At 50.5% G+C, this 20,088-nt stretch carries 12 protein-coding genes; 7 read left to right on the plus strand and 5 right to left on the minus strand.

Translation table 11 applies throughout. From position 1 onward, the window contains the following. Nucleotides 1-258: 258 nt before the first annotated feature. Nucleotides 259-1,848 carry a selenium-dependent molybdenum cofactor biosynthesis protein YqeB gene (gene yqeB, locus AC2A06_RS07755; RefSeq protein WP_484379907.1) on the minus strand — a complete coding sequence of 530 codons (1,590 nt, stop codon included), beginning with the start codon at nucleotides 1,846-1,848 and terminating at the stop codon, nucleotides 259-261. Nucleotides 1,849-1,866: 18 nt separating this feature from the next. Then, the gene (yqeC, locus tag AC2A06_RS07760) at nucleotides 1,867-2,646 is read right to left on the minus strand and encodes a selenium cofactor biosynthesis protein YqeC (RefSeq protein WP_484379908.1); all 780 of its coding nucleotides are present in this window, start codon (nucleotides 2,644-2,646) and stop codon (nucleotides 1,867-1,869) included. A 570-nt stretch (nucleotides 2,647-3,216) separates the two neighbouring features. Here yqeC and ygfK point away from each other — a divergent pair. The 7 genes from ygfK to AC2A06_RS07795 all read left to right on the plus strand — a co-directional run bounded on the left by ygfK (nucleotide 3,217) and on the right by AC2A06_RS07795 (nucleotide 15,900). Further along, nucleotides 3,217-6,324, plus strand: coding sequence for a putative selenate reductase subunit YgfK (ygfK, locus tag AC2A06_RS07765; RefSeq protein WP_484379909.1), 3,108 nt, complete (start codon nucleotides 3,217-3,219; stop codon nucleotides 6,322-6,324). Nucleotides 6,325-6,326: 2 nt separating this feature from the next. Continuing rightward, nucleotides 6,327-7,655 carry a putative aminohydrolase SsnA gene (ssnA, locus tag AC2A06_RS07770; RefSeq protein WP_473197608.1) on the plus strand — a complete coding sequence of 443 codons (1,329 nt, stop codon included), beginning with the start codon at nucleotides 6,327-6,329 and terminating at the stop codon, nucleotides 7,653-7,655. 55 nt (nucleotides 7,656-7,710) lie between these two features. Beyond that, the gene (gene ygfM, locus AC2A06_RS07775) at nucleotides 7,711-8,487 is read left to right on the plus strand and encodes a molybdopterin-dependent oxidoreductase FAD-binding subunit (protein ID WP_484379910.1); all 777 of its coding nucleotides are present in this window, start codon (nucleotides 7,711-7,713) and stop codon (nucleotides 8,485-8,487) included. Further along, nucleotides 8,487-11,366 carry a molybdopterin-dependent oxidoreductase Mo/Fe-S-binding subunit gene (locus AC2A06_RS07780; protein WP_484379911.1) on the plus strand — a complete coding sequence of 960 codons (2,880 nt, stop codon included), beginning with the start codon at nucleotides 8,487-8,489 and terminating at the stop codon, nucleotides 11,364-11,366. Before ygfM ends, AC2A06_RS07780 begins: the two co-directional genes overlap by 1 nt. Nucleotides 11,367-11,666: 300 nt before the next feature. After that, nucleotides 11,667-13,082, plus strand: a complete 1,416-nt coding sequence (locus AC2A06_RS07785; protein ID WP_484379912.1) for a nucleobase:cation symporter-2 family protein — start codon at nucleotides 11,667-11,669, stop codon at nucleotides 13,080-13,082. Nucleotides 13,083-13,108: 26 nt separating this feature from the next. Next, nucleotides 13,109-14,425 (plus strand): guanine deaminase, encoded by a 1,317-nt coding sequence (gene guaD, locus AC2A06_RS07790; protein WP_484379913.1) that lies wholly within the window; start codon nucleotides 13,109-13,111, stop codon nucleotides 14,423-14,425. Nucleotides 14,426-14,538: 113 nt separating this feature from the next. Then, a complete protein-coding gene (locus tag AC2A06_RS07795) occupies nucleotides 14,539-15,900 on the plus strand; it encodes an NCS2 family permease (protein WP_484379914.1) in 1,362 nt (453 codons plus the stop codon). A gap of 81 nt (nucleotides 15,901-15,981) precedes the next feature. Here AC2A06_RS07795 and xdhC read toward each other — a convergent pair whose 3' ends face one another. Genes xdhC through xdhA form a run of 3 tightly spaced genes read right to left on the minus strand, consistent with a single transcriptional unit; the run spans nucleotide 15,982 to nucleotide 19,632 of the window. Continuing rightward, complete coding sequence (gene xdhC / locus AC2A06_RS07800; RefSeq protein WP_473197614.1) at nucleotides 15,982-16,458, minus strand: xanthine dehydrogenase iron sulfur-binding subunit XdhC; 477 nt, start codon at nucleotides 16,456-16,458, stop codon at nucleotides 15,982-15,984. Then, a complete protein-coding gene (gene xdhB, locus AC2A06_RS07805; RefSeq protein WP_484379915.1) occupies nucleotides 16,455-17,333 on the minus strand; it encodes a xanthine dehydrogenase FAD-binding subunit XdhB in 879 nt (292 codons plus the stop codon). The genes xdhC and xdhB overlap by 4 nt, the downstream gene beginning before the upstream one ends. Further along, a complete protein-coding gene (gene xdhA / locus AC2A06_RS07810; protein WP_484379916.1) occupies nucleotides 17,326-19,632 on the minus strand; it encodes a xanthine dehydrogenase molybdenum-binding subunit XdhA in 2,307 nt (768 codons plus the stop codon). Before xdhA ends, xdhB begins: the two co-directional genes overlap by 8 nt. Nucleotides 19,633-20,088: the final 456 nt, after the last annotated feature.

Below are 20,088 nucleotides of genomic sequence, written 5' to 3' on the forward strand. Positions count from 1 at the left end.
TTGTCTGTCTCGCCTAAACTCGCCATCCTTGGCGAGTTTGCCTATGCGCCGTAGCTGCGTTCAGCGCCTTCCATGGCGTCAACCACTGTGCACTCCTCCGCACGGAGGCGTCTGTTAATTTTGTGGGAGTTTGTCTGGCAGGAACTGGTTTAACACTACTGGCCCTGGGCCTAACGGGTGGGCCTTAGGGAGGAGGTGAACAACTGCAGCAATTTAAAGGATGACGGAACTTGGGCCAACGGTGTTGGCCCGTGGTGGTTATTGGCGGTTGAGTTTTAGCATGGCTTCTAGTACTGCACCGGCGATGGCGCGTGCTTTATCGGAGACGGTGGTGTAATCCGCTTCGATACCTCGGGGGTCGATATCACCGATTTTACTGCCTGCCTGGGTTGCTAAGCCTTGCTGCAGTAGTCCCCTGACCATACCGCTAATCGGGGCGATGACGGGTGCTTCGCCACAGTGAGCGATAATCGCTCCCTCTTGTACCAGGTCACCTAAGGCTACATGGCACTGCATTAGTCCGTCAGCGGGGGCGCGGATTACCCGGCGGAGAGTATGACCACCAATATCACCGGGGATACCGGTATTGGGGTGAGCATAACCTTGATAAATCACCCGGCCGAGGTTGTGTCCGCGGTTAGTCTCAATGACTGCATCACAATCATGACCAGCATTAAATCCTGGGCCGAGGGCGATGGTAATCGGGGCCATATTGCGCTGGGTCCCCAGATTCTGCTTGGCCAGAATGGCATCCACCAGAAAACGTGGGTTGAGCTGTTTCAGACTGTGGGCCTCTTCATCCACCAGCAGCGCGATTTCACCTTGGTTGATGAAATCAAAGGCCTCATTGACATCTTTTGCCACCCGAGCGGTGACACCTTCTACGCAGGTTGAACCATCAAACATCGCCTGAGCAAAGGCGACGCTGCGGCGGATAGCTGTGGGCTGGGCGACATCCAACATCACGATTTGAAAACCAGCATGATAAAGCCGCAGGGCGACGCCGGTGGCGATATCACCAGCACCACGGATCACCACCAGCTTTTGCCGGCTTAATCTGATGTCGTCTTTCATCAGTCCGCCCGCTGCCTGATGACGTACTTGCAGCAGTTCGGCTAGAACACTGATGGCAATTTCTTCCGGGGTTTCCGCACCGATGTTGTAACCGATAGGTGCATGTAACCGGGCGAGTTCATCTTCACTGGTGCCTTGCTGTTTAAGCAACTGTGTGAAGGTCTGTACTTTACGGCGGCTGGCTAATAGCCCCAGATAGCGTACGGGGTGCTTGATCAGCACGTTCAAGGCTTCACAATCCTGATTGTTGGTGGCGATAATCACAAAGTTATCGGCGGTGATATTCATTTTGTTGATGGCATCAGGAAATGTTTCGCCATGAACCAATGTCGAGCCCGGTGGGAACAGGGCGGGCTCTAGGCTAGCGGGATAGATATCAGCGACATGAATATCAAATCCTAACGGCTTGGCGGCGTTGGCGATAGCGCGGTTAACGTGCCCAGCACCGATCAACACCAGCCGTGGACGCAAGCCATGTACATCAATATAAACCGACATCGCCCCCCCACAATCAGAACCCACCGCATCTTGCCCGGTACGCGCCATGCGACCATGGAAAACTCTGGCTTTGCGTTCTGTAATGGCTTCAATCGCTTGCTCAATCACCAAGCGCTCAATCATACCGCCACCAATAGTACCTACCGTGCGACCATCCGCCATCACCAGCATTTGTGCCGAGTGGCGCGGTGTAGAGCCCCGGCTTTCAATAATCTGGGCTAGTGCAAAGGGTCGGTTTTCTTCTTCAAGTTGCGCCGCGGTGGCGAAGATATTCATGCTGACCTCATCAATAACCTAGAAAGTAGAATTACGTTGTAAATAGTGGGTGATCGCCGGGGTTTCCTGCACTGCACCAAACCAGATGGCACTGAGGGTTGGCGCATTTTGCAATAACGCCTGCCAAGCGAGAGCGGGTTGATTATCATAATGATAAAACTGATTAATCAGCCAGATGCGTCGCGCTTGAGGCGGAGTGCCTTTGAACATGCCTTCTGGATGAGCGATCAACCTGCCGAACACTTGCAGATCCAGCCGTTCACCCGCGCCCACCCCGGTGAGGGCAGAGAAGATCTCCCAACGTTGGATCTGCTGCGGATTAGCGGGTTGGTCGATCACTTGCCCTCCGGTTAATGCAATCACACAATCACTACTAGCAGGAATGCAAGGTTCATGCCTTGCCGGGGCTTTCAGCGGTAAACCTTTCGAGCCATCGGCTTCCACCAAAATAACGTCAAACAGGTCACGCTGTTTGATCTCATCAAGCCATTCGGTAGTTGGCCCGCTAACCTTGTTATCTTGCGGCTGATATTGACAGAACCAGGCCGTGATAGCCGGCTCTCGGCTTATGGTGGGGGGCGCGCCTAATAACAGATGATGATAGTTTTCCGCAGCAGGACGATACATTTTGGTGGTGGTAGTCAACAGGACACGTTTGCCTTGTTGATAGAATGCGCGTGCCAGCCAATACAAGGAACTGGTTTTCCCCCCGGCACCAATCAGGCTTATCAACAGAGGTTCACCGTTATCGAGGCGATGATACTCCTCGGCAAATAGCGCCTTTAGATCTGGTGGCATAAGTCTCCTTTTGGCAGCGATAAAAAATAATACGCAGTAATAAAAGCTAATATGCCGTGTTTTATTTTCAATTGGCGATTTAATAATAATTATTTGTTGATGCAGTCGAGATTTTGAAAATTATTTATATTTTATCGATTGCGCTCACAAAATAGTATCGAGTTTATCTGAACAGGGCAATGAATAGGGCGCTATTTTAAACGTCAGCCAATTTGGCATGATGCGCAACAGTGAGTTAATCAGCATCATGCCAACCTGTATTACCAGGTAGCGTTGCAAGGGTGTATCAAAGTGATAGGCGAGAATGTTTTTTTGATAATTGAGGTTATCCGGTGACATTTTCAGGTTAATGGTCTGTTATCACTGATTTTCATTCTTATTTGCATCTGTGAGGCTCCTCACAAATAAAAATAACAATTAGAACTGCCTCACGAATTTAATCTAACACAAAAGTTATCAGAAAATTTGGCCTGATTGTTGCTGCATGAATGCCTAACCAAGGTCAAAAACTGCCATTCGGTTTTAACCAACTCTCATTATTCAGGCATTTCGTCACAAGGAGATTAAGTTATGGGAGATATAATGCGTCCCGTTCCGTTCCAGGCGCTGTTAACTCGTATTTTTGATGAGTACCACGAGAACCGTTCTATCTTTGGCATACCTGAGCAGCAGTTCTATCGCAAACGTGACAATCGTAAGATCAAAGTCTTCAGCGAAAGTTGTGAAACCCCCTTAGGTCCAGCCGCTGGGCCTCATACGCAATTGGCGCAGAACATCATCGTCGCCTGGCTGACCGGTGGGCGGTTTATCGAGTTAAAAACGGTACAAATCCTCGACCGCCTAGAGATTGAAAAGCCTTGTATTGATGCAGAAGATGAATGCTTTAATACCGAGTGGTCTACCGAATTTACCTTGCTTAAAGCCTATGATGAATATTTGAAAGCCTGGTTTGTCTTGCATTTGTTGGAAGAGATGTTTGATCCTCGCTCTCCAGGTGAAAGCAAATCCTTTATCTTCAATATGAGCGTAGGCTACAACCTGGAAGGGATTAAACAAGCTCCGATGCAGGACTTTATTCATAATATGATGGATTCAGCCCAACATCCGAAGTTTGCCGAGTATGAAAAGATCCTCAGCAAATGGGTGGCTAATGATGAGTTTATTAATCGCTTTGCTTTAACCTCTCAACGTAGCGCATTAAATCAGTTACCTGGCCATATCCCCGCTCGCATGGTCCATGGTGTCACACTGTCTACCATGCATGGTTGCCCGCCGAATGAAATTGAAGCCATTTGTCGCTATATGCTGGAAGAGAAACACCTCAATACCTTTGTAAAATTAAACCCAACATTGCTGGGTTACTCACGAGTCCGCTCCATTTTAGATACCTGCGGTTTTGATTATGTCGGGTTAAAAGAGGAATCTTTCGAGCACGATCTTAAACTGGAACAAGCACTGGCCATGTTGCACCGCTTGGCGGATCTCGGTAAACAGCACCAGCTGGGCTTCGGGGTCAAATTGACCAACACTTTGGGAACGATTAACCATAAAGGGGCACTACCGGGCGAAGAGATGTATATGTCTGGTCGTGCGCTATTTCCGCTTTCTATCAATGTGGCTGCAGTGCTCTCCCGTGAGTTTAACGGCGAATTGCCGATCTCCTATTCTGGCGGGGCCAGCAAGTTTAATATCCGCGATATTTTTGAAACCGGTATTCGACCCATCACCATGGCGACCGATCTGCTGAAGCCTGGCGGTTATTTGCGCCAGGTAGAGTGCATGAAAGAGCTGGATGAGTCCGAATGCTGGAATATGGCACGGATTGATGTGAACAAGCTGAATGCATTGGCAGACAAAGCGGTCAGCATGGAGTACACGCAAAAACACTGGAAGTCTAATGACAGCATTGATGCTGGCGGTCCATTGCCGATGATCGATTGCTATGTAGCGCCTTGCGTTACTGCCTGTGCGATCAAACAGGATATTCCAGAATATATTCGTTTGATGGGTGAACAGCGTTATGCCGATGCCTTGGGGGTTATCTACCAACGCAATGCGTTACCTGCTATCACCGGGCATATTTGTGATCACCAGTGCCAATATAACTGTACCCGCCTTGACTATGACAGTGCGTTAAATATTCGTGATCTGAAAAAGGTCGCCTTGGAAAAAGGGTGGGATGAGTATAAACGCCGTTGGCATAAACCTGCTGGCGTGGGCAGCAAACGTCCCGTCGCGGTGTTAGGGGCGGGCCCGGCAGGTCTGTCGGCCGGTTACTTCCTGGCGCGTGCCGGTTATCAGGTGACCTTGTTTGAGCGGGAGGCCAATGCCGGTGGTGTGGTGAAAAATATCATTCCACAGTTCCGTATTCCGGCTGAGCTGATTGAGCAAGATATCGATTTTGTTGCTGCACACGGGGTGAAGTTTGTTTATGGCTGTGACCCTGATTTGACGGTAGACAAGCTGCAACAGCAAGGTTTTGAGTATGTCTTTGTCGGTATCGGTACAGATAAAAACAGTGGCGTACAGTTGGCGGGTGATAACCGCAATGTACATAAATCATTGCCATTCCTGCGCAGTTTCAATCAAGGGCAGTTGTCCAACCTCGGCAAGCATGTTGCGGTAGTGGGGGCCGGTAACACCGCCATGGATTGTGCACGTGCTGCACTGAAAGTACCGGGCGTGGAAAAGGTCACGGTGCTTTATCGTCGTACGTTGAATGAAATGCCAGCCTATCGTGAAGAGTATCTGGAAGCGGTAGAAGATGGTGTGCAATTTATGTTCCTCACCAACCCAGAACGTTTTGATGCCGATGGGAAGTTGACGGCCAGAGTGATGATCCTCGGCAAGCCCGATGAGAAGGGGCGTTGCCGCCCGGTTGCCACCGATAAAACCGTCACCTTGCATGTTGATACCCTGATCACCGCCATTGGTGAACAAGCTGATGGCGAAGTGCTGCGCAAGCTGGGAATACCGCTGGATGCCGAGGGCTACCCACAGGTCAATATCGCCACGGGTGAAACCACTCGGTCAGATGTGTTCCTGATTGGTGATGTTCAGAGTGGCCCGTCATCCATTGTTGCGGCAATAGGTACCGCACGTAAGGCCACCGACGTGGTACTGGCTCGGGAGAATATTAAATCTCACCATGCCGACAAATATTGGTCGAATGTTGATCCTGCCGAGGTGTATCGCCGTAAAGGGGTTATTTCGGTCACGATGGTAGATAAGAGTGAGCGTGACGCTTTTGTGGCCCAGGAAGCAGAACGTTGTCTGGAATGTAATTATATTTGTAGCAAATGTGTCGATGTTTGCCCTAACCGTGCCAACGTGTCGATTGCCATTCCTGGTTTCCACGACCGCTTCCAAACACTGCATCTGGATTCTTATTGTAACGAATGCGGTAACTGTGCCCAGTTCTGTCCATGGCAGGGTAAGCCATACAAAGACAAGGTTACCGTGTTCAATTTGCCACAGGACTTTGCCAACAGCAGTAACCCGGGTTTCTTGGTGGAAGGCTCGCAGGTCAGTGTGCGTCAGGACGGTAATGTCTACCAACTGAAAATTAACAGCCACGGTCAGCTTGAACAAGCCCCCGCAGAGCTGGATGAAATGTGCCGTATTATCACCCATGTGCACAATCACCATCATTATCTGCTTGGTAAGGTGGAGGTCTAACTATGTTGATTTTAACCAATGCAACCGCAGTGCAACTTGATCCACCACTGGTTCAAGAAGGTGTTGATATCGCCATTGAAGGCGCGTTGATCAAAGAAGTGGGCGTGAGCTTGGCAGCCAAATATCCGCAGGCTGAAACGCGCAATATGCAGGGCAAATGGGTCATGCCGGGGATTGTCTGTGCCCATAACCATTTTTACTCTGGATTATCACGCGGCATCATGGCCAACATTGCACCGTGCCCAGATTTTATTTCTACCTTGAAAAACCTGTGGTGGCGCCTTGATCGGGCGCTGGATGAGGAATCGGTGTATTACAGTGGGTTAATCTGCTCACTGGAAGCGATCAAAAGTGGTTGTACGGCGGTTATCGATCACCACGCATCGCCTAATTTTATTGCAGGCTCACTGAAAACCCTGCGCAGTGGCTTTATTAAAGCTGGGTTGCGCGGTATGACTTGCTATGAGACTACCGACCGCAACGGCGGTAATCATGAGTTGCTGGCAGGGGTTGAGGAAAACGTTGCCTTTGCCAACCTGATCGATGCTGCCAAAGCGGCAGGTAAAGAGCCCTATCTGGTTGAGGCGCATATCGGTGCCCATGCGCCGTTCACGGTCTCGGATGCGGGTCTGGAGATGTTGAAGGGAGCAATACAAAGTACTGGTCGCGGGTTACATATTCATGCCGCTGAAGACCGGTACGATGTTTCTCACAGCCACGATAAATATGGCAAAGACTTGATGGCACGCCTGGCGGAATACGGGCTGATTGGGTCGAAAACCTTAGTGGCTCACGGGCTCTATTTGTCTGCTGCTGATATTGAGCTGATCAACCAGCATGATGCTTTCCTGGTGCATAACGCTCGCTCCAATATGAACAACCATGTTGGCTATAATCATCAACTGGCACAGTACCGTAACCTGGTGCTCGGTACGGATGGTATCGGGGCGGATATGTTTGAGGAGCTCAAGTTTGCGTTCTTCAAGCATCGTGATGCCGGTGGGTCATTGTGGCCAGACAGCTTTGCACGTTTCCTGTCAAACGGTAACCAACTGTTAGCCCGTAACTTTGGGGCGCAATTTGGTCGTTTGGCGGCAGGCTATAAAGCGGACCTGACGATTTGTGATTACTCATCACCCACACCATTGGTGGCACAGAACGTCCCAGGGCATCTGGCCTTTGGTATGGGTGCCAGCAGTGTTAACAGTGTGATGGTGGAAGGGCGCATGGTTTACCAAAACGGCGAGTTCCCATTTGATGTGGAACCTATCTATGCTGAGGCACGCAAGGCGGCGGCACAGTTGTGGAAACGTATGGATGCCTTGAAATAAGCCGGTTGCCGCTCGGTGAACAGCCGAGCGGCTAACCCTATAATGAGGGTGAAAAATGATTGAACAATTCTATCGTCCAGAATCGGTGCAGCAGGCTCAGGCGTTGAAGCATCAGTTTCTTGCAGACGCTATTTACTTTGCCGGGGGTAGTAAAATTAATGCCACGCCAACCAAAGCGCGGCAAAAAATCGCCATTGCACTGACACATCTGGGCCTTGACCAAGTGGATTGGCAACAGGGTGAATTGCATATTGGTGCTACCACCACCTTACAACGTTTATTCGATCATACCTTGACGCCACCGGCCCTACGCGAGGCGCTGGGTTTCGTCTATTCCCGCCATATTCGTAATCAGGCAACCCTAGGTGGCGAAATTGCTTCAGCCCCTAAAGATTCTGTACTGCTGCCAGTGTTGCTGGCGTTGAGCGCCAAAGTAGAGCTGGGTAGCGGTAAAACCTGTTCGTTGGAAGAGTATCTGGCCAGTGATAAACAGGCGTTATTGTTGGCGGTGGTGCTACCTGACCCTTATCGCCAATGTGCAACATGCAAAGTTGCCCGTTCAGCCGCTGGGTTGCCGGTGGTGACCGCAGCGGTTTCTCGCGATACACAATCTAAAGTGCGTATTGCGCTTAGTGGTGTGGTGGCACAACCGACTCGCTTACGTGATGCAGAGCAAGCAGGTTTACAAGGTCAGGCGCTGGAAAAGCGGGTGGCCGATATGGTGACGCCTCAAGCGGATGTTTGCGGCAGTGTTGCCTATAAGCGTTATATCGCCGGTGTGGTGGTGGCGGATCTGCTTGCTGAGTGCCAGTCATCAGGGGAGAAACAATAATGAATATTTGTTTTACGCTTAATGACCGCCAGCGGGAAATAGCGTGTCAACCTGGGGATAATGTACAGCAGTTACTGTTTAAACTGGGTATGCATTCAGTACGTAACAGTGATGATGGTTTCGGTTTTGCCGGGTCGGATGCCATTGTGTTTAATGGCGTGGTGGTTAATGCCTCATTGCTGATTGCCGCCCAACTGGAAGGTGCGGTTGTCACCACGGCGGAAGCCTTGGGCAGTTGGAACCAGCTTAGCCTGGTACAGCAGGCGATGGTGGATGTCGGCGTGGTCCAGTCTGGCTATAACGACCCGGCCGCCGCGTTGATCCTCACTGATCTATTAACGCGTATTACCACACCGACTCGCGATGAGATTGATGATGCATTATCGGGTTTATTCAGCCGCGATGCCGGTTATCAGCAATTTTATCAGGTGGTGGCACTGGCGGTAGCACGCCGTAATGATCCTGATTTTCAGGCCCCTTCAGCGCCAGAGTTTCGTACTGATTTGAATGTGGTTGGCAAACTTTGTCCGAAAGTTGATGCGGCAAAAATGGTGCAAGCCAAACCCTGTTATGTTGAAGACCGCGTTGCCCATGATGCCTGTATTATCAAAACATTACGTAGCCCGCACCCCCATGCACTGATCACTGATCTGGATGTCAGTGCTGCGGAAGCATTACCTGGGGTAGTGCATGTCATCACCCATCTTAACTGCCCAGATATCTATTACACCCCAGGCGGTCAGAGTGCCCCGGAACCTTCACCCCTTGACCGGCGGATGTTCGGCAGGAAACTGCGCCACGTGGGTGACCGTGTTGCTGCCGTGGTCGCAGAAAGTGAAGAGATTGCTTTAGCTGCTCTTGATTTAATCAAGGTTGAATACCAAGTCTTGCCTGCAGTGATGTCCATTGACGAGGCGATGGCACCCGGTGCGCCGCTGGTTCACGACGAACCCATTGTTTATGTCAACGGTGCTCCCGCAGATTTGGCTGAACAAAATCAGCATAGTGCGCAACGGGGTGATGAACATCTGATTATCAACTTCCCTATCGGTGCCAAACCGCATAGTAATATCGCGGCAGCAGTACATGGGCAGATTGGTAATGTGACGCAAGGGTTTGCCCAAGCGGATGTGGTGCTGGAACGCACCTATGAATCCCGGCAGGTACAGCAGTGCCCAACGGAAAAACACGTCTGTTACACCTATATGGATGGCGATCGATTGGTTATCCATGCATCTACTCAGGTGCCATGGCACTTGCGCCGTCAGGTCGCGCGTATCGTTGGTCTCAAGCAGCATAAAGTGCATGTTATCAAGGAGCGTGTCGGCGGTGGTTTCGGTTCAAAACAGGATATCCTGTTGGAAGAGGTGTGTGCCTGGGCGACCTGTGTCACCGGGCGTGCGGTCTATTTCCAATATACCCGTGAAGAAGAATTTATCAGCAATACCTCGCGCCATGTGGCTAAGGTCAAGATTAAAGTCGGTGCCACCAAAGAGGGTCGCTTAACGGCGATTGACATGAACTTCCTGGCGAATACCGGCCCTTATGGCAACCATGCTTTGACGGTGCCCAGTAATGGCCCGGCATTATCATTGCCGCTCTATCCTTGTGAGAATGTCAATTTCCAGGTGACCACCTACTACAGCAACATCTGCCCGACAGGGGCTTATCAAGGCTATGGTGCACCTAAAGGGACCTTTGCCTTGACGATGATTCTGGCTGAATTGGCAGAGAAACTGGGGCGTGATCCACTGGAGATTATTGAGCTTAACCGCGTGGTGGAAGGGCAAGAGTTGAAGATCCTCGGGGCGATTGGTGAAGGCAAAATGCCGACATCGGTACCCACCGCCGCCAGTTGTGCCCTTGAGCCTATTTTGCGCAAAGGGAAAGAGTTGATCCATTGGCATGCGCCAAAGGCAAAAAATGGCGATTGGCAAGTGGGTCGTGGTGTCGCCATTATCATGCAGAAGTCAGGTATTCCGGATATTGATCAGGCTAACTGCATGATCAAACTGGAATCAGATGGTACGTTTATCGTGCATTCTGGTGGTGCGGATATTGGTACCGGCCTGGATACGGTGGTGGGGAAACTGACGGCTGAAGTCCTGCGTTGTCCGTTTGCCGATGTGCATGTGATCTCCGGTGATACGGACCATGCTTTGTTCGATAAAGGGGCCTATGCCTCTTCCGGCACCTGTTTCTCCGGTAATGCGGCGAAAAGTGCGGCAGAGAACCTGAGGAAAAAGATCCTGTTCCATGGGGCGCAGATGTTGGGCGAACCAGAAGCCGATGTGGAATTGGTGATACCTGGGGTGGTGCGCGGCAAACGCGGTGAAGTGACATTTGCACAGATTGCCCATAAGGCTGAGACCGGCACTGGTTTTGGTACCCTGGTGGCGACAGCCAGTTATATTTCTGCTGACTTTGCTTTCCCTTATGGTGCCAACTTTGTCGAAGTGGCCGTCAACGTGCGTACCGGTGAAATCCGCTTGGATAAGTTTTATGCCTTGCTGGATTGTGGTACCCCGGTTAACCCAGAGCTGGCATTGGGCCAAATCTATGGTGCTTCTATGCGAGCCATTGGTCACAGTATGACGGAAGAGATTGTTTATGATCGCCATGGTTCACCGATAACCCGTGATTTACAGAGTTATGGTGCACCGAAAATAGGTGATATCCCGCTCGACTTCCAAGCCTTCCTGGTGCCCAGTGATGATCAGGTTGGGCCTTATGGTGCTAAATCGATTTCTGAAATTAGTGTCAATGGCGCTGCACCGGCGATTGCCATGGCGATCCATGATGCCTGTGGTGTCTGGTTACGTGAATGGCATTTTACCGCAGAAAAAGTACTACAGGGGCTGAATAAACTGTCAGCGTAATTAAATACCGCTGTCTTAATGAGGGAATGGCCGATTAATGGTCATTCCCTGAAATACCCGAATTATTGAGGATGGCAGCTAAATCCCAATAATGACCTGGCTACAAAGGTCAAGGCTATAAAGGGTTCAATATATTAGCTGAACATAATCGCTGATCTGTTATTGTCGCCATAAAGAATTATGAGTCAATTGTCAGTGTTTGAGTAATCCGTGGGAGTAATATGGCGAAGTGCAGAATGTGAAATAAATAACGCATATTTATTGAATCAGATGATCAAATTTACGTAAGGGAGTAAAGGGATGTCTGATATAACCAATGAAAAAAGTGATCTAATTTATTCACTGGAAGATAAACCACCATTTAATCAATCGATGATAAGTGCCATTGTTCATCTATTGGCCATTTTTGTACCCATGGTGACGCCGGCGTTAATTGTCGGTACGGCACTGTCATTACCCGCGGATATGACAGCTTATCTGGTTTCTATGGCGATGATTGCCTCAGGTATTGGTACCTGGCTACAAGTGAATCGCTATGGTCCTATTGGTTCGGGATTATTGTCAATCCAGTCAGTCAACTTTTCTTTTGTAACGGTGATGATTTCTCTGGGCAGTACCATGAAAGCAGATGGTCTGCATGTAGAAGCGATGATTTCCACCTTGTTAGGCATCTCGTTTGTTGGCGCATTTCTGGTGGCCGGTTCCTCGTTTATTTTGCCTTATCTTAAACGCGTGATTACTCCCACCGTCAGCGGTGTGGTGGTACTGATGATCGGTCTTAGCCTGATTAAAATGGGCATCATCGATTTCGGTGGTGGTTTTGCGGCTAAAAGTAGTGGTACTTATGGTAATTATAAAAATATCGGCATCGGCCTTTTGGTCTTAATGGTGGTGATTGGGTTTAATTGTTCACGGCATGCTTTGCTGCGGATGAGTGGTATTGCCATTGGCATCATCGTCGGTTACGTGGCAGCTCTGTTTTTGGGTATGGTGAAGTTTCCAGAGATGGAAAACCTACCGCTTATTACAGCACCTGTTCCGTTTAAATACGGTTTTTCTTTTGATCTTCATGCTTTTTTAGTTGCCAGTACGATCTATCTACTCAGTGTATTAGAAGCCGTAGGAAGTATCACTGCGACGGCGATGGTTTCTAATCGACCTGTCGCCGGTGAGGAATATACTTCGCGCCTGAGTGGTGGGGTATTGGCGGACGGTTTGGTCTCGGTGATTGCGACTATGTTGGGTTCATTGCCGCTAACGACATTTGCGCAAAATAATGGGGTGATTCAAATGACCGGCGTTGCCTCCCGCCATGTCGGTAAATTTATTGCGGTCATTCTGGTTGTGTTGGGGTTATTCCCGGTGGTAGGGCGATTTTTTACCACCATTCCATCACCTGTCCTTGGGGGTGCAATGACGCTGATGTTTTCGATGATTGCTATCGCCGGGATCCGCATCATTATTTCTAACGGTTTAGACCGCCGGGAAACCATTATTGTCGCCACCTCGTTGGGATTAGGTCTGGGGGTTTCTTACGATCCTGAAGTATTCCGCGTATTACCTGCTTCGATTTATGTTCTGGTGGAAAACCCGATTTGTGCTGGTGGGTTGACGGCGATCATTCTCAATCTGCTGATACCACTGAATGAGATTAAAAACCGTAGTGTGGAAATATCTTCATTAGAAACTGTCCCTGAAGGGGAAAATAATAATTAGTTTCATATAAAGTAAGGGATTGGAAAATGGAAAGTGAACAATCAATCAAGGCTGTACGGGGTAGTTTTCTGGATATTAGTCGCACGGTGGAATATCCAGAAGAAATAGAAGGACATCTGCGGTTTATCAAGGATGGTTTATTATTGATCCAGAATGGACGTGTGGCATGGTTTGGCACCTGGGAAGAAGGGCACCACCAAATTCCAGACAGCGTTCGGGTGCGTGATTATAGCGGTAAAATGATCGTGCCAGGCTTTATCGATACCCATATTCATTATCCGCAGTGTGAAATGGTCGGCGCTTATGGTGAGCAACTGCTGGATTGGCTGAATAAGCACACCTTCCCAGCAGAAAAGCGTTATAACGACATTGAATACTCGCGTGAAATGTCGACGTTTTTCATTAAACAGTTGCTGCGCAATGGCACCACCACCGCATTGGTTTTTGGTACGGTTCACCCTGAATCCGTTGAAGCGCTATTTGAGGCCGCCCATCACATCAATATGCGTATCATTGCCGGTAAGGTGATGATGGACCGCAATGCGCCAGATTATCTATTGGATACCCCAGAGAGCAGTTATAGCCAAACCAAAACCTTGATTGAGCGTTGGCATAAAAAGGACCGTTTGCTGTACGCCATTACACCGCGTTTTGCCCCCACCTCGTCACCAGAGCAACTTGAAATGGTGCAACGGTTACGTGAGGAATATCCAGACACCTATCTGCATACTCACTTATCGGAAAATAAAGACGAAATTGCCTGGGTAAAAGAGTTATTCCCAGAGCGCAAAAATTATCTTGATGTCTATCACCACTATGGTCTGACCGGCAGAAAAAGCGTGTTTGCGCACTGTATCCATTTGGAGGAGTCAGAGTGGGATTGCTTGCATGATACCCATTCATCTATTGCATTCTGCCCGACCTCCAACCTGTATCTGGGGAGTGGCTTGTTCAAACTCTCTCAAGCCTGGCGGAAAAAGGTCAAAGTGGGGATGGGGACCGACATTGGTGCTGGAACCACGTTCAATATGCTGCAGACCTTGAACGAAGCCTACAAAATCATGCAACTGCAGAGTTACCGTTTGTCCGCTTATGAAGCATTCTATCTGGCGACATTGGGGGGGGCTGATGCCCTGGGGCTGGCAGACACTATTGGTAATTTCAATGTCGGCAAAGAGGCAGATTTTGTGGTCCTTGAGCCGACGGCGACACCCTTGCAACAATTGCGTTACGACAATTCGAAAACATTGATGGATAAGCTATTTGTCATGATGACACTCGGGGATGATCGCTCAATATATCGCACTTATGTGGATGGCCGACTGGTATACGAGCGCACTTAAACACATGACTGGAATTGACCCGGATTGGTTTACCCCATTTATTGGTCAAGGCAAGAATACGATAAAGAGCACTGACAGGGGTAAGCCTCAATGGACCTTCAGAGGGCATAAATATGTCACAGATAGAGACAGAGCAAACAAAGAAACCCACCAGTTTAATAGATAACTATTTTAAAATTACCGCGCGGGGGAGTACGGTCCGGCAGGAAGTATTAGCCGGGTTGACCACTTTTCTGGCAATGGTGTACTCAGTGATTGTGGTACCAGGCATGTTGGGCCAGGCTGGTTTTCCACCTACGGCGGTGTTTGTGGCGACCTGCCTGGTTGCGGGTGTCGGTTCGCTGGTGATGGGGGTGTGGGCGAACCTGCCCATGGCGATTGGTTGCGCCATCTCATTAACGGCTTTTACTGCCTTCAGTCTGGTACTTAATCAGCAGATCAGCATCCCGGTGGCGCTAGGGGCGATATTTTTAATGGGCTTTTTCTTCACTGCTATTTCGGTAACCGGTATCCGTTCATGGATATTACGTAACTTACCGATAGGTATCGCCCACGGTACCGGGATTGGCATCGGGCTGTTTTTACTGCTGATCGCCGCCAATAGTGTGGGCATGGTGGTCAAGAACCCAATGGCAGGGTTACCTGTGGCGTTAGGTTCCTTTGTTTCCTTCCCGGTCATTATGTCACTGGTGGGGCTTGCATTGATTTTTGGACTGGAAAAGCAGCGTGTTCCTGGTGGGATTTTGTTGGTGATCATTGGTATTTCGCTGGTCGGTTTGGTTTTTGATCCCAACGTAAAATATCAAGGGTTGTTCGCACTACCCAGCCTGTCAGGGCCGGATGGTAAATCACTTATTTTCAGTCTGGATATTAAAGGTGCGCTGAATCCGCTGGTGTTGCCCAGTGTACTGGCACTGGTAATGACGGCGGTATTTGATGCGACGGGGACTATCCGGGCAGTTGCAGGGCAGGCCAATCTATTGGATGAAGATGGGCAGATTATCAATGGGGGCCGTGCATTAACCACCGACTCCATGAGCAGTATGTTTTCTGCGTTGGTGGGGGCTTCTCCGGCGGCAGTGTATATTGAATCGGCAGCGGGAACCGCAGCCGGGGGAAAAACCGGGGTGACGGCCGCAGTAGTAGGGGTGCTTTTCCTGCTGATGTTGTTCTTGTCACCGCTGTCTTATCTGGTACCGGTTTACGCTACCGCACCAGCCCTGATGTATGTCGGGCTGTTGATGTTAAGTAACGTCGCCAAGCTAGACTTTGATGACTCGGTGGGGGCCATGTCAGGCCTGGTCTGTGCGGTGTTTATTGTGCTGACCTGTAATATTGTTACCGGCATCATGCTGGGCTTCAGCACCCTGGTGATTGGCCGTATCTTCGCTAATGAATGGCGCAAACTGAATATCGGTACGGTTCTGATTGCGGTAGCGTTAGTGGCCTTCTATGCGGGGGGCTGGGCGATTTAATCGGCGAATGTTTAATTGGCGAGTGTTTAATCGGCAAGTGTTGTGTTGCCCCCTCACAATCAGGTGAGGGGGATTGCCCCATCAGCGTGGGGTTTCTTCATCCAACTGTTGCGCTTTTTGTACGGCTTTGATGATGCTGGTATAGCCAGTGCAACGGCATAAATTACCCGCCAGTCCGCGACGAATTTCCTGCTCGGTGAGCGGTTGTCCGCGAAAACGCTCCACCATCGAGGTACTGGTCATTACAAACCCGGGGGTACAGAAGCCACATTGTACCGCGCCGGTATCCACATAGGCTTGCTGTACCGCAGAGAGGCTGTTGCCTTTGACTTCCCCTTCAGCAGTGCGAATGGACTTGCCATCGGCCCAAAGCGCCAGATAGATGCAGGTATCGGTGGCTATATCATCGATCAGCACCGTACAGGCACCGCATTCCCCGACGCTGCACCCCTGTTTGACACTATTGAGCCCCTGTTGGCGTAGTAACTCCATCAGTGACATGCGTGGGTCAATATTAAACTGATAGGCACGACCATTAATGGTGCAATTGATCATCATAAGAGTTCTCCTCCCGCACGTTGAGCGGCCTGGGCTAGAACACGCTCAGCCAGGGTACGAATAATTTGCATACGGAATTCTTTGGCAGCACGCCATGAAGAACGGGGCTGCACATCACGTATCACTGCTTCACCTACCGCAGCCAGGGTTTGCCGGTTAAACGGTTGGCCCAGGGCGGTACGCTCGGCATGAGGGGCGCGGATAGGCGTCGGTGCGGCAACACCAAACGCCAGTTTGACCTCACTGAAACGGCCATTTTCAATTTTGCAGGCGGCAGCACAACCGATGGTGGCGATATCCATGGCGTCACGCATGGCGTATTTGTAATAGCTGGCTCCCACATTCTGATAGTGCTGAGCTTTGAATAGAAAGGCGACCGCCACTTCCCCTTGCACCAGCGCCACTTTGCCGGGGCCGGTGTGAAAGCCAAGCATCGGGGTTCGGCGTAGGCCATTAACAGTAGCGATTTCCAATTCTGCTTCCATCACCACGCAAGGTGAGGCGGAGTCTGCACTGGTGGCACCATTGCAGATATTCCCCCCCAGTGTGGCTCGGTTGCGCACTTGTGGCCCTGCAATGGTCGTGGCGGCTTCAGCCAATACCGGAACATGGCGTTGAACCAACGGCGAGTCGATGATCTGGCTGAAGGTGGTGCCGCTGCCAATGCGTAACGTGCCGTCAGGCAGTAGGGTGATGCCGTTTAACTCAGCCAGGTCATGGATATCCACCAGATGACGATACTTACCATTCATATGATGGAGCTGGATCAACACGTCGGTACCGCCAGCAATTAATCGGGCTTGCGGGTTGGTAGCCAAGTGGCGCACGGCATCGTCGATACTGGTCGCCTGATAATAATCTGCGATGTCATACATTGTTGTTCTCCTGTGGCTCGAGCAGACCCGCTTGCACGAAATGCCGATAGAGTGCTTTGGGTGTCAGGGGCAAGTCATCAATTTTCACGCCGGTTGCCATCCAGATGGCATTACGAATGGCCGGCGCCGGGGAGATCAACGGCGGTTCACCCAGAGCTTTGTGCCCATAGGCGGATTGCGGTTCATAGGTTTCAATAAATTCGCAGTCCAGGTCCGGCAGGTCGAGAATCGTTGGGAACTTGTAATCCAGTAGGTTGTTATTGCGCACGATGCCGGTTTTTTCGTCCACGATCATCTCTTCGAACAGGGTCCAACCGATCCCCATTCCCATGCCGCCATGCACTTGGCCTTCCGCTAACTGCGGGTTGAGGATCTGACCGGAGTCATGCAGGTTGATAATCTTGTTGATAGTGACTTTGCATAATGGAATATCCACGGTGAGGTCAACAAAGGTACAACCAAAAGCCGGGGGATTACTGCGGGTCTTGCACGAGACCTCGGCGATTAACTGCCCACCGACCTCCTGGTCGTAATGCGCACTCATGGAAACGTCTTGTACTGAGAACAAGACCTTTTCGGGCATCTCGCTAAACACCACATTGCCGTCAATAATATCGAGCGCCCATTCTGGCTGGCTGCTCATATAGGCGGCATGTTTCAGGATCTTGGCACGCAGTTCTGTGGCCGCCTGGCGAACGGCCGGGGCGGTGACATAACTTTGCCTTGAAGCAAAGGCACCGGGGTCGAAGGCGGTGATGTCAGTATCTTGCGTTGAGTTAACATGCAGGGTCGAGAAGGGGACGCCAATGGTTTCAGCCGCCATTTGGGCGAAAACGGTATCTGAACCCTGGCCGATTTCTGTGGCACCAACGTGCAGAATGATGGTGCCATCCTGGTTCATTAATAGGCGGGCACTGGCGATCTCCACCCCTACCGGATAAGTATTTGATGAATAGCTCAAACAGGCGACTCCCACGCCACGGCGGATCGGGCCAGTTTGATTCAGGCAGGCACTACGCCGGGCATCCCATTCAAACAGTTCCTTACCCCGTAACAGGCACTCAAGAATACCGGCACTCTTAATCTCTTTATGATTAAGTGGGTTGGTGTCCCCTTGGCGGGCGACATTTTTGATTCGCAGCTCGAGGGGGTCGATGCCCAGTTTGGCGGCTGCCTCATCAATCATGCATTCCAGCGCAAAAGTGACTTGCGGTGCGCCGTAGCCGCGCATGGCACCAGCGTTGGGCAGATTGGAATAGAAGGTGGTGGCTTTATAGCCCAAGGCAAGACGTGGGTAGAGATAGGCAATTTTATTCACCCCGGCGGAGGCAATGGAGTGCCCATGGGAGGCATAGCCACCGGTGTTAGAGAGCACGTCCAGGCTATAGGCTTGCAGTACACCGTGCTGATCGACCGCCATCTTGCCGCTGATATCAAAGGAATGGCGCGTGCGTGATGCCAGAAAACACTCCTCACGGTTCAGCTCCACTTTAACGGGGATGCCACCGAGTTTCCAGGTGAGAAATGCCGCCATCGGCTCTTCCAGGACATCCTGCTTATTACCAAAACCCCCACCGATATAGGGTTTGATCACCCGGATAGCGGACCAGGGCAGCCCCAGTGCCTGGCCGACCACACGGCGCACAATATGGGGGATCTGGGTACTGGAGACGATCACGATACGATCCATCTGGTCCATATAGGCGTATGAGGTTACCCCTTCCAAATGGCAGTGCTGCACGACATGGGTGTAGTAGTTACCGGTGACCAAAATGTCAGCGGCGGCGAAGGCGGCTTCAGGATCCCCCCCTTGCAGTGCATGTTGTTTCAGCAGGTTACTTTCCCCCCCATGCAGTAGCGGGGCATCCGCGGCTAACGCGGCTGCGGCAGTGGTCATCACCGGCAGTTCCTGATATTCAACCTCCACCAGCATAGCGGCCTTTTCAGCCGTCAATGGGTCACAGGCCACCACGATGGCCACCCCATCACCATGGTGGCGCACATGGTTAGTTAATAGCTGTTTATCGGCGACATCATGTTTATTGGCATCCAACGACCAGGCATGGCCAGCGGTTGGGAAGTGATAGGACGGGATATCTTGATAAGTGAAAATGGCTTCCACACCAGGGAGTTGCAAGGCTTTTTCGGTGTCGATGCGGGTGACCAGGCCATGGGCGATGGGGCTACGGACATACTTGGCATAGCGCATACCAGGCATAGTTAAATCATCGGTGTAGCGAGCTCGACCAGTGACTTTTGCCTCGGCATCTACACGCTTATGCGATGTTCCTAAAGACATCTTAGCCTCCTTGATGAGGGCAATGAGTTGTGATCAGAGAATACAGCAAGGAACAGGCCAAAAAGTGTCGATTAGCCAGCAGGAAGGGGATTTTGTTGATTGAGTTTGAACAATATTATCGACGATCAATTTATAGCTAAAATGATTCGATTTGTTTGATAAAACGCAGTGTGTTTTGAACAGCGTTTACGCTGGACCGCAGAGTGACGCCCTGTTTGAGCCGATTTTCTGTCAATACGCTACATGAAAATAGGTATAATTTATAAAATTCAATATATTGTATTTACAGTGACAAATTTCGGTCGCCCTACGTTTTCCATCTTATAAACTTATTGCGCTTGCGACCGAATCAGGGGCCAAAGGCGTGGCCCCTGATAACCCGCGCCTTTGCCAAATCAGTCGGTCGCTGCGCGACTCCCTTCACTACATCACTTCGCATCACGGCCGGCTGCTACA

Source organism: Serratia sp. HNCC26DJ244 (genome assembly GCF_057180565.1).

Bases quoted from the DNA above. Each gene is read 5' to 3' on its own strand.
- yqeB (WP_484379907.1), bottom strand. From the start codon at position 1,848: ATGAATATCTTCGCCACCGCGGCGCAACTTGAAGAAGAAAACCGACCC.
- yqeC (WP_484379908.1), bottom strand. From the start codon at position 2,646: ATGCCACCAGATCTAAAGGCGCTATTTGCCGAGGAGTATCATCGCCTC.
- ygfK (WP_484379909.1), top strand. From the start codon at position 3,217: ATGGGAGATATAATGCGTCCCGTTCCGTTCCAGGCGCTGTTAACTCGT.
- ssnA (WP_473197608.1), top strand. From the start codon at position 6,327: ATGTTGATTTTAACCAATGCAACCGCAGTGCAACTTGATCCACCACTG.
- ygfM (WP_484379910.1), top strand. From the start codon at position 7,711: ATGATTGAACAATTCTATCGTCCAGAATCGGTGCAGCAGGCTCAGGCG.
- AC2A06_RS07780 (WP_484379911.1), top strand. From the start codon at position 8,487: ATGAATATTTGTTTTACGCTTAATGACCGCCAGCGGGAAATAGCGTGT.
- AC2A06_RS07785 (WP_484379912.1), top strand. From the start codon at position 11,667: ATGTCTGATATAACCAATGAAAAAAGTGATCTAATTTATTCACTGGAA.
- guaD (WP_484379913.1), top strand. From the start codon at position 13,109: ATGGAAAGTGAACAATCAATCAAGGCTGTACGGGGTAGTTTTCTGGAT.
- AC2A06_RS07795 (WP_484379914.1), top strand. From the start codon at position 14,539: ATGTCACAGATAGAGACAGAGCAAACAAAGAAACCCACCAGTTTAATA.
- xdhC (WP_473197614.1), bottom strand. From the start codon at position 16,458: ATGATGATCAATTGCACCATTAATGGTCGTGCCTATCAGTTTAATATT.
- xdhB (WP_484379915.1), bottom strand. From the start codon at position 17,333: ATGTATGACATCGCAGATTATTATCAGGCGACCAGTATCGACGATGCC.
- xdhA (WP_484379916.1), bottom strand. From the start codon at position 19,632: ATGTCTTTAGGAACATCGCATAAGCGTGTAGATGCCGAGGCAAAAGTC.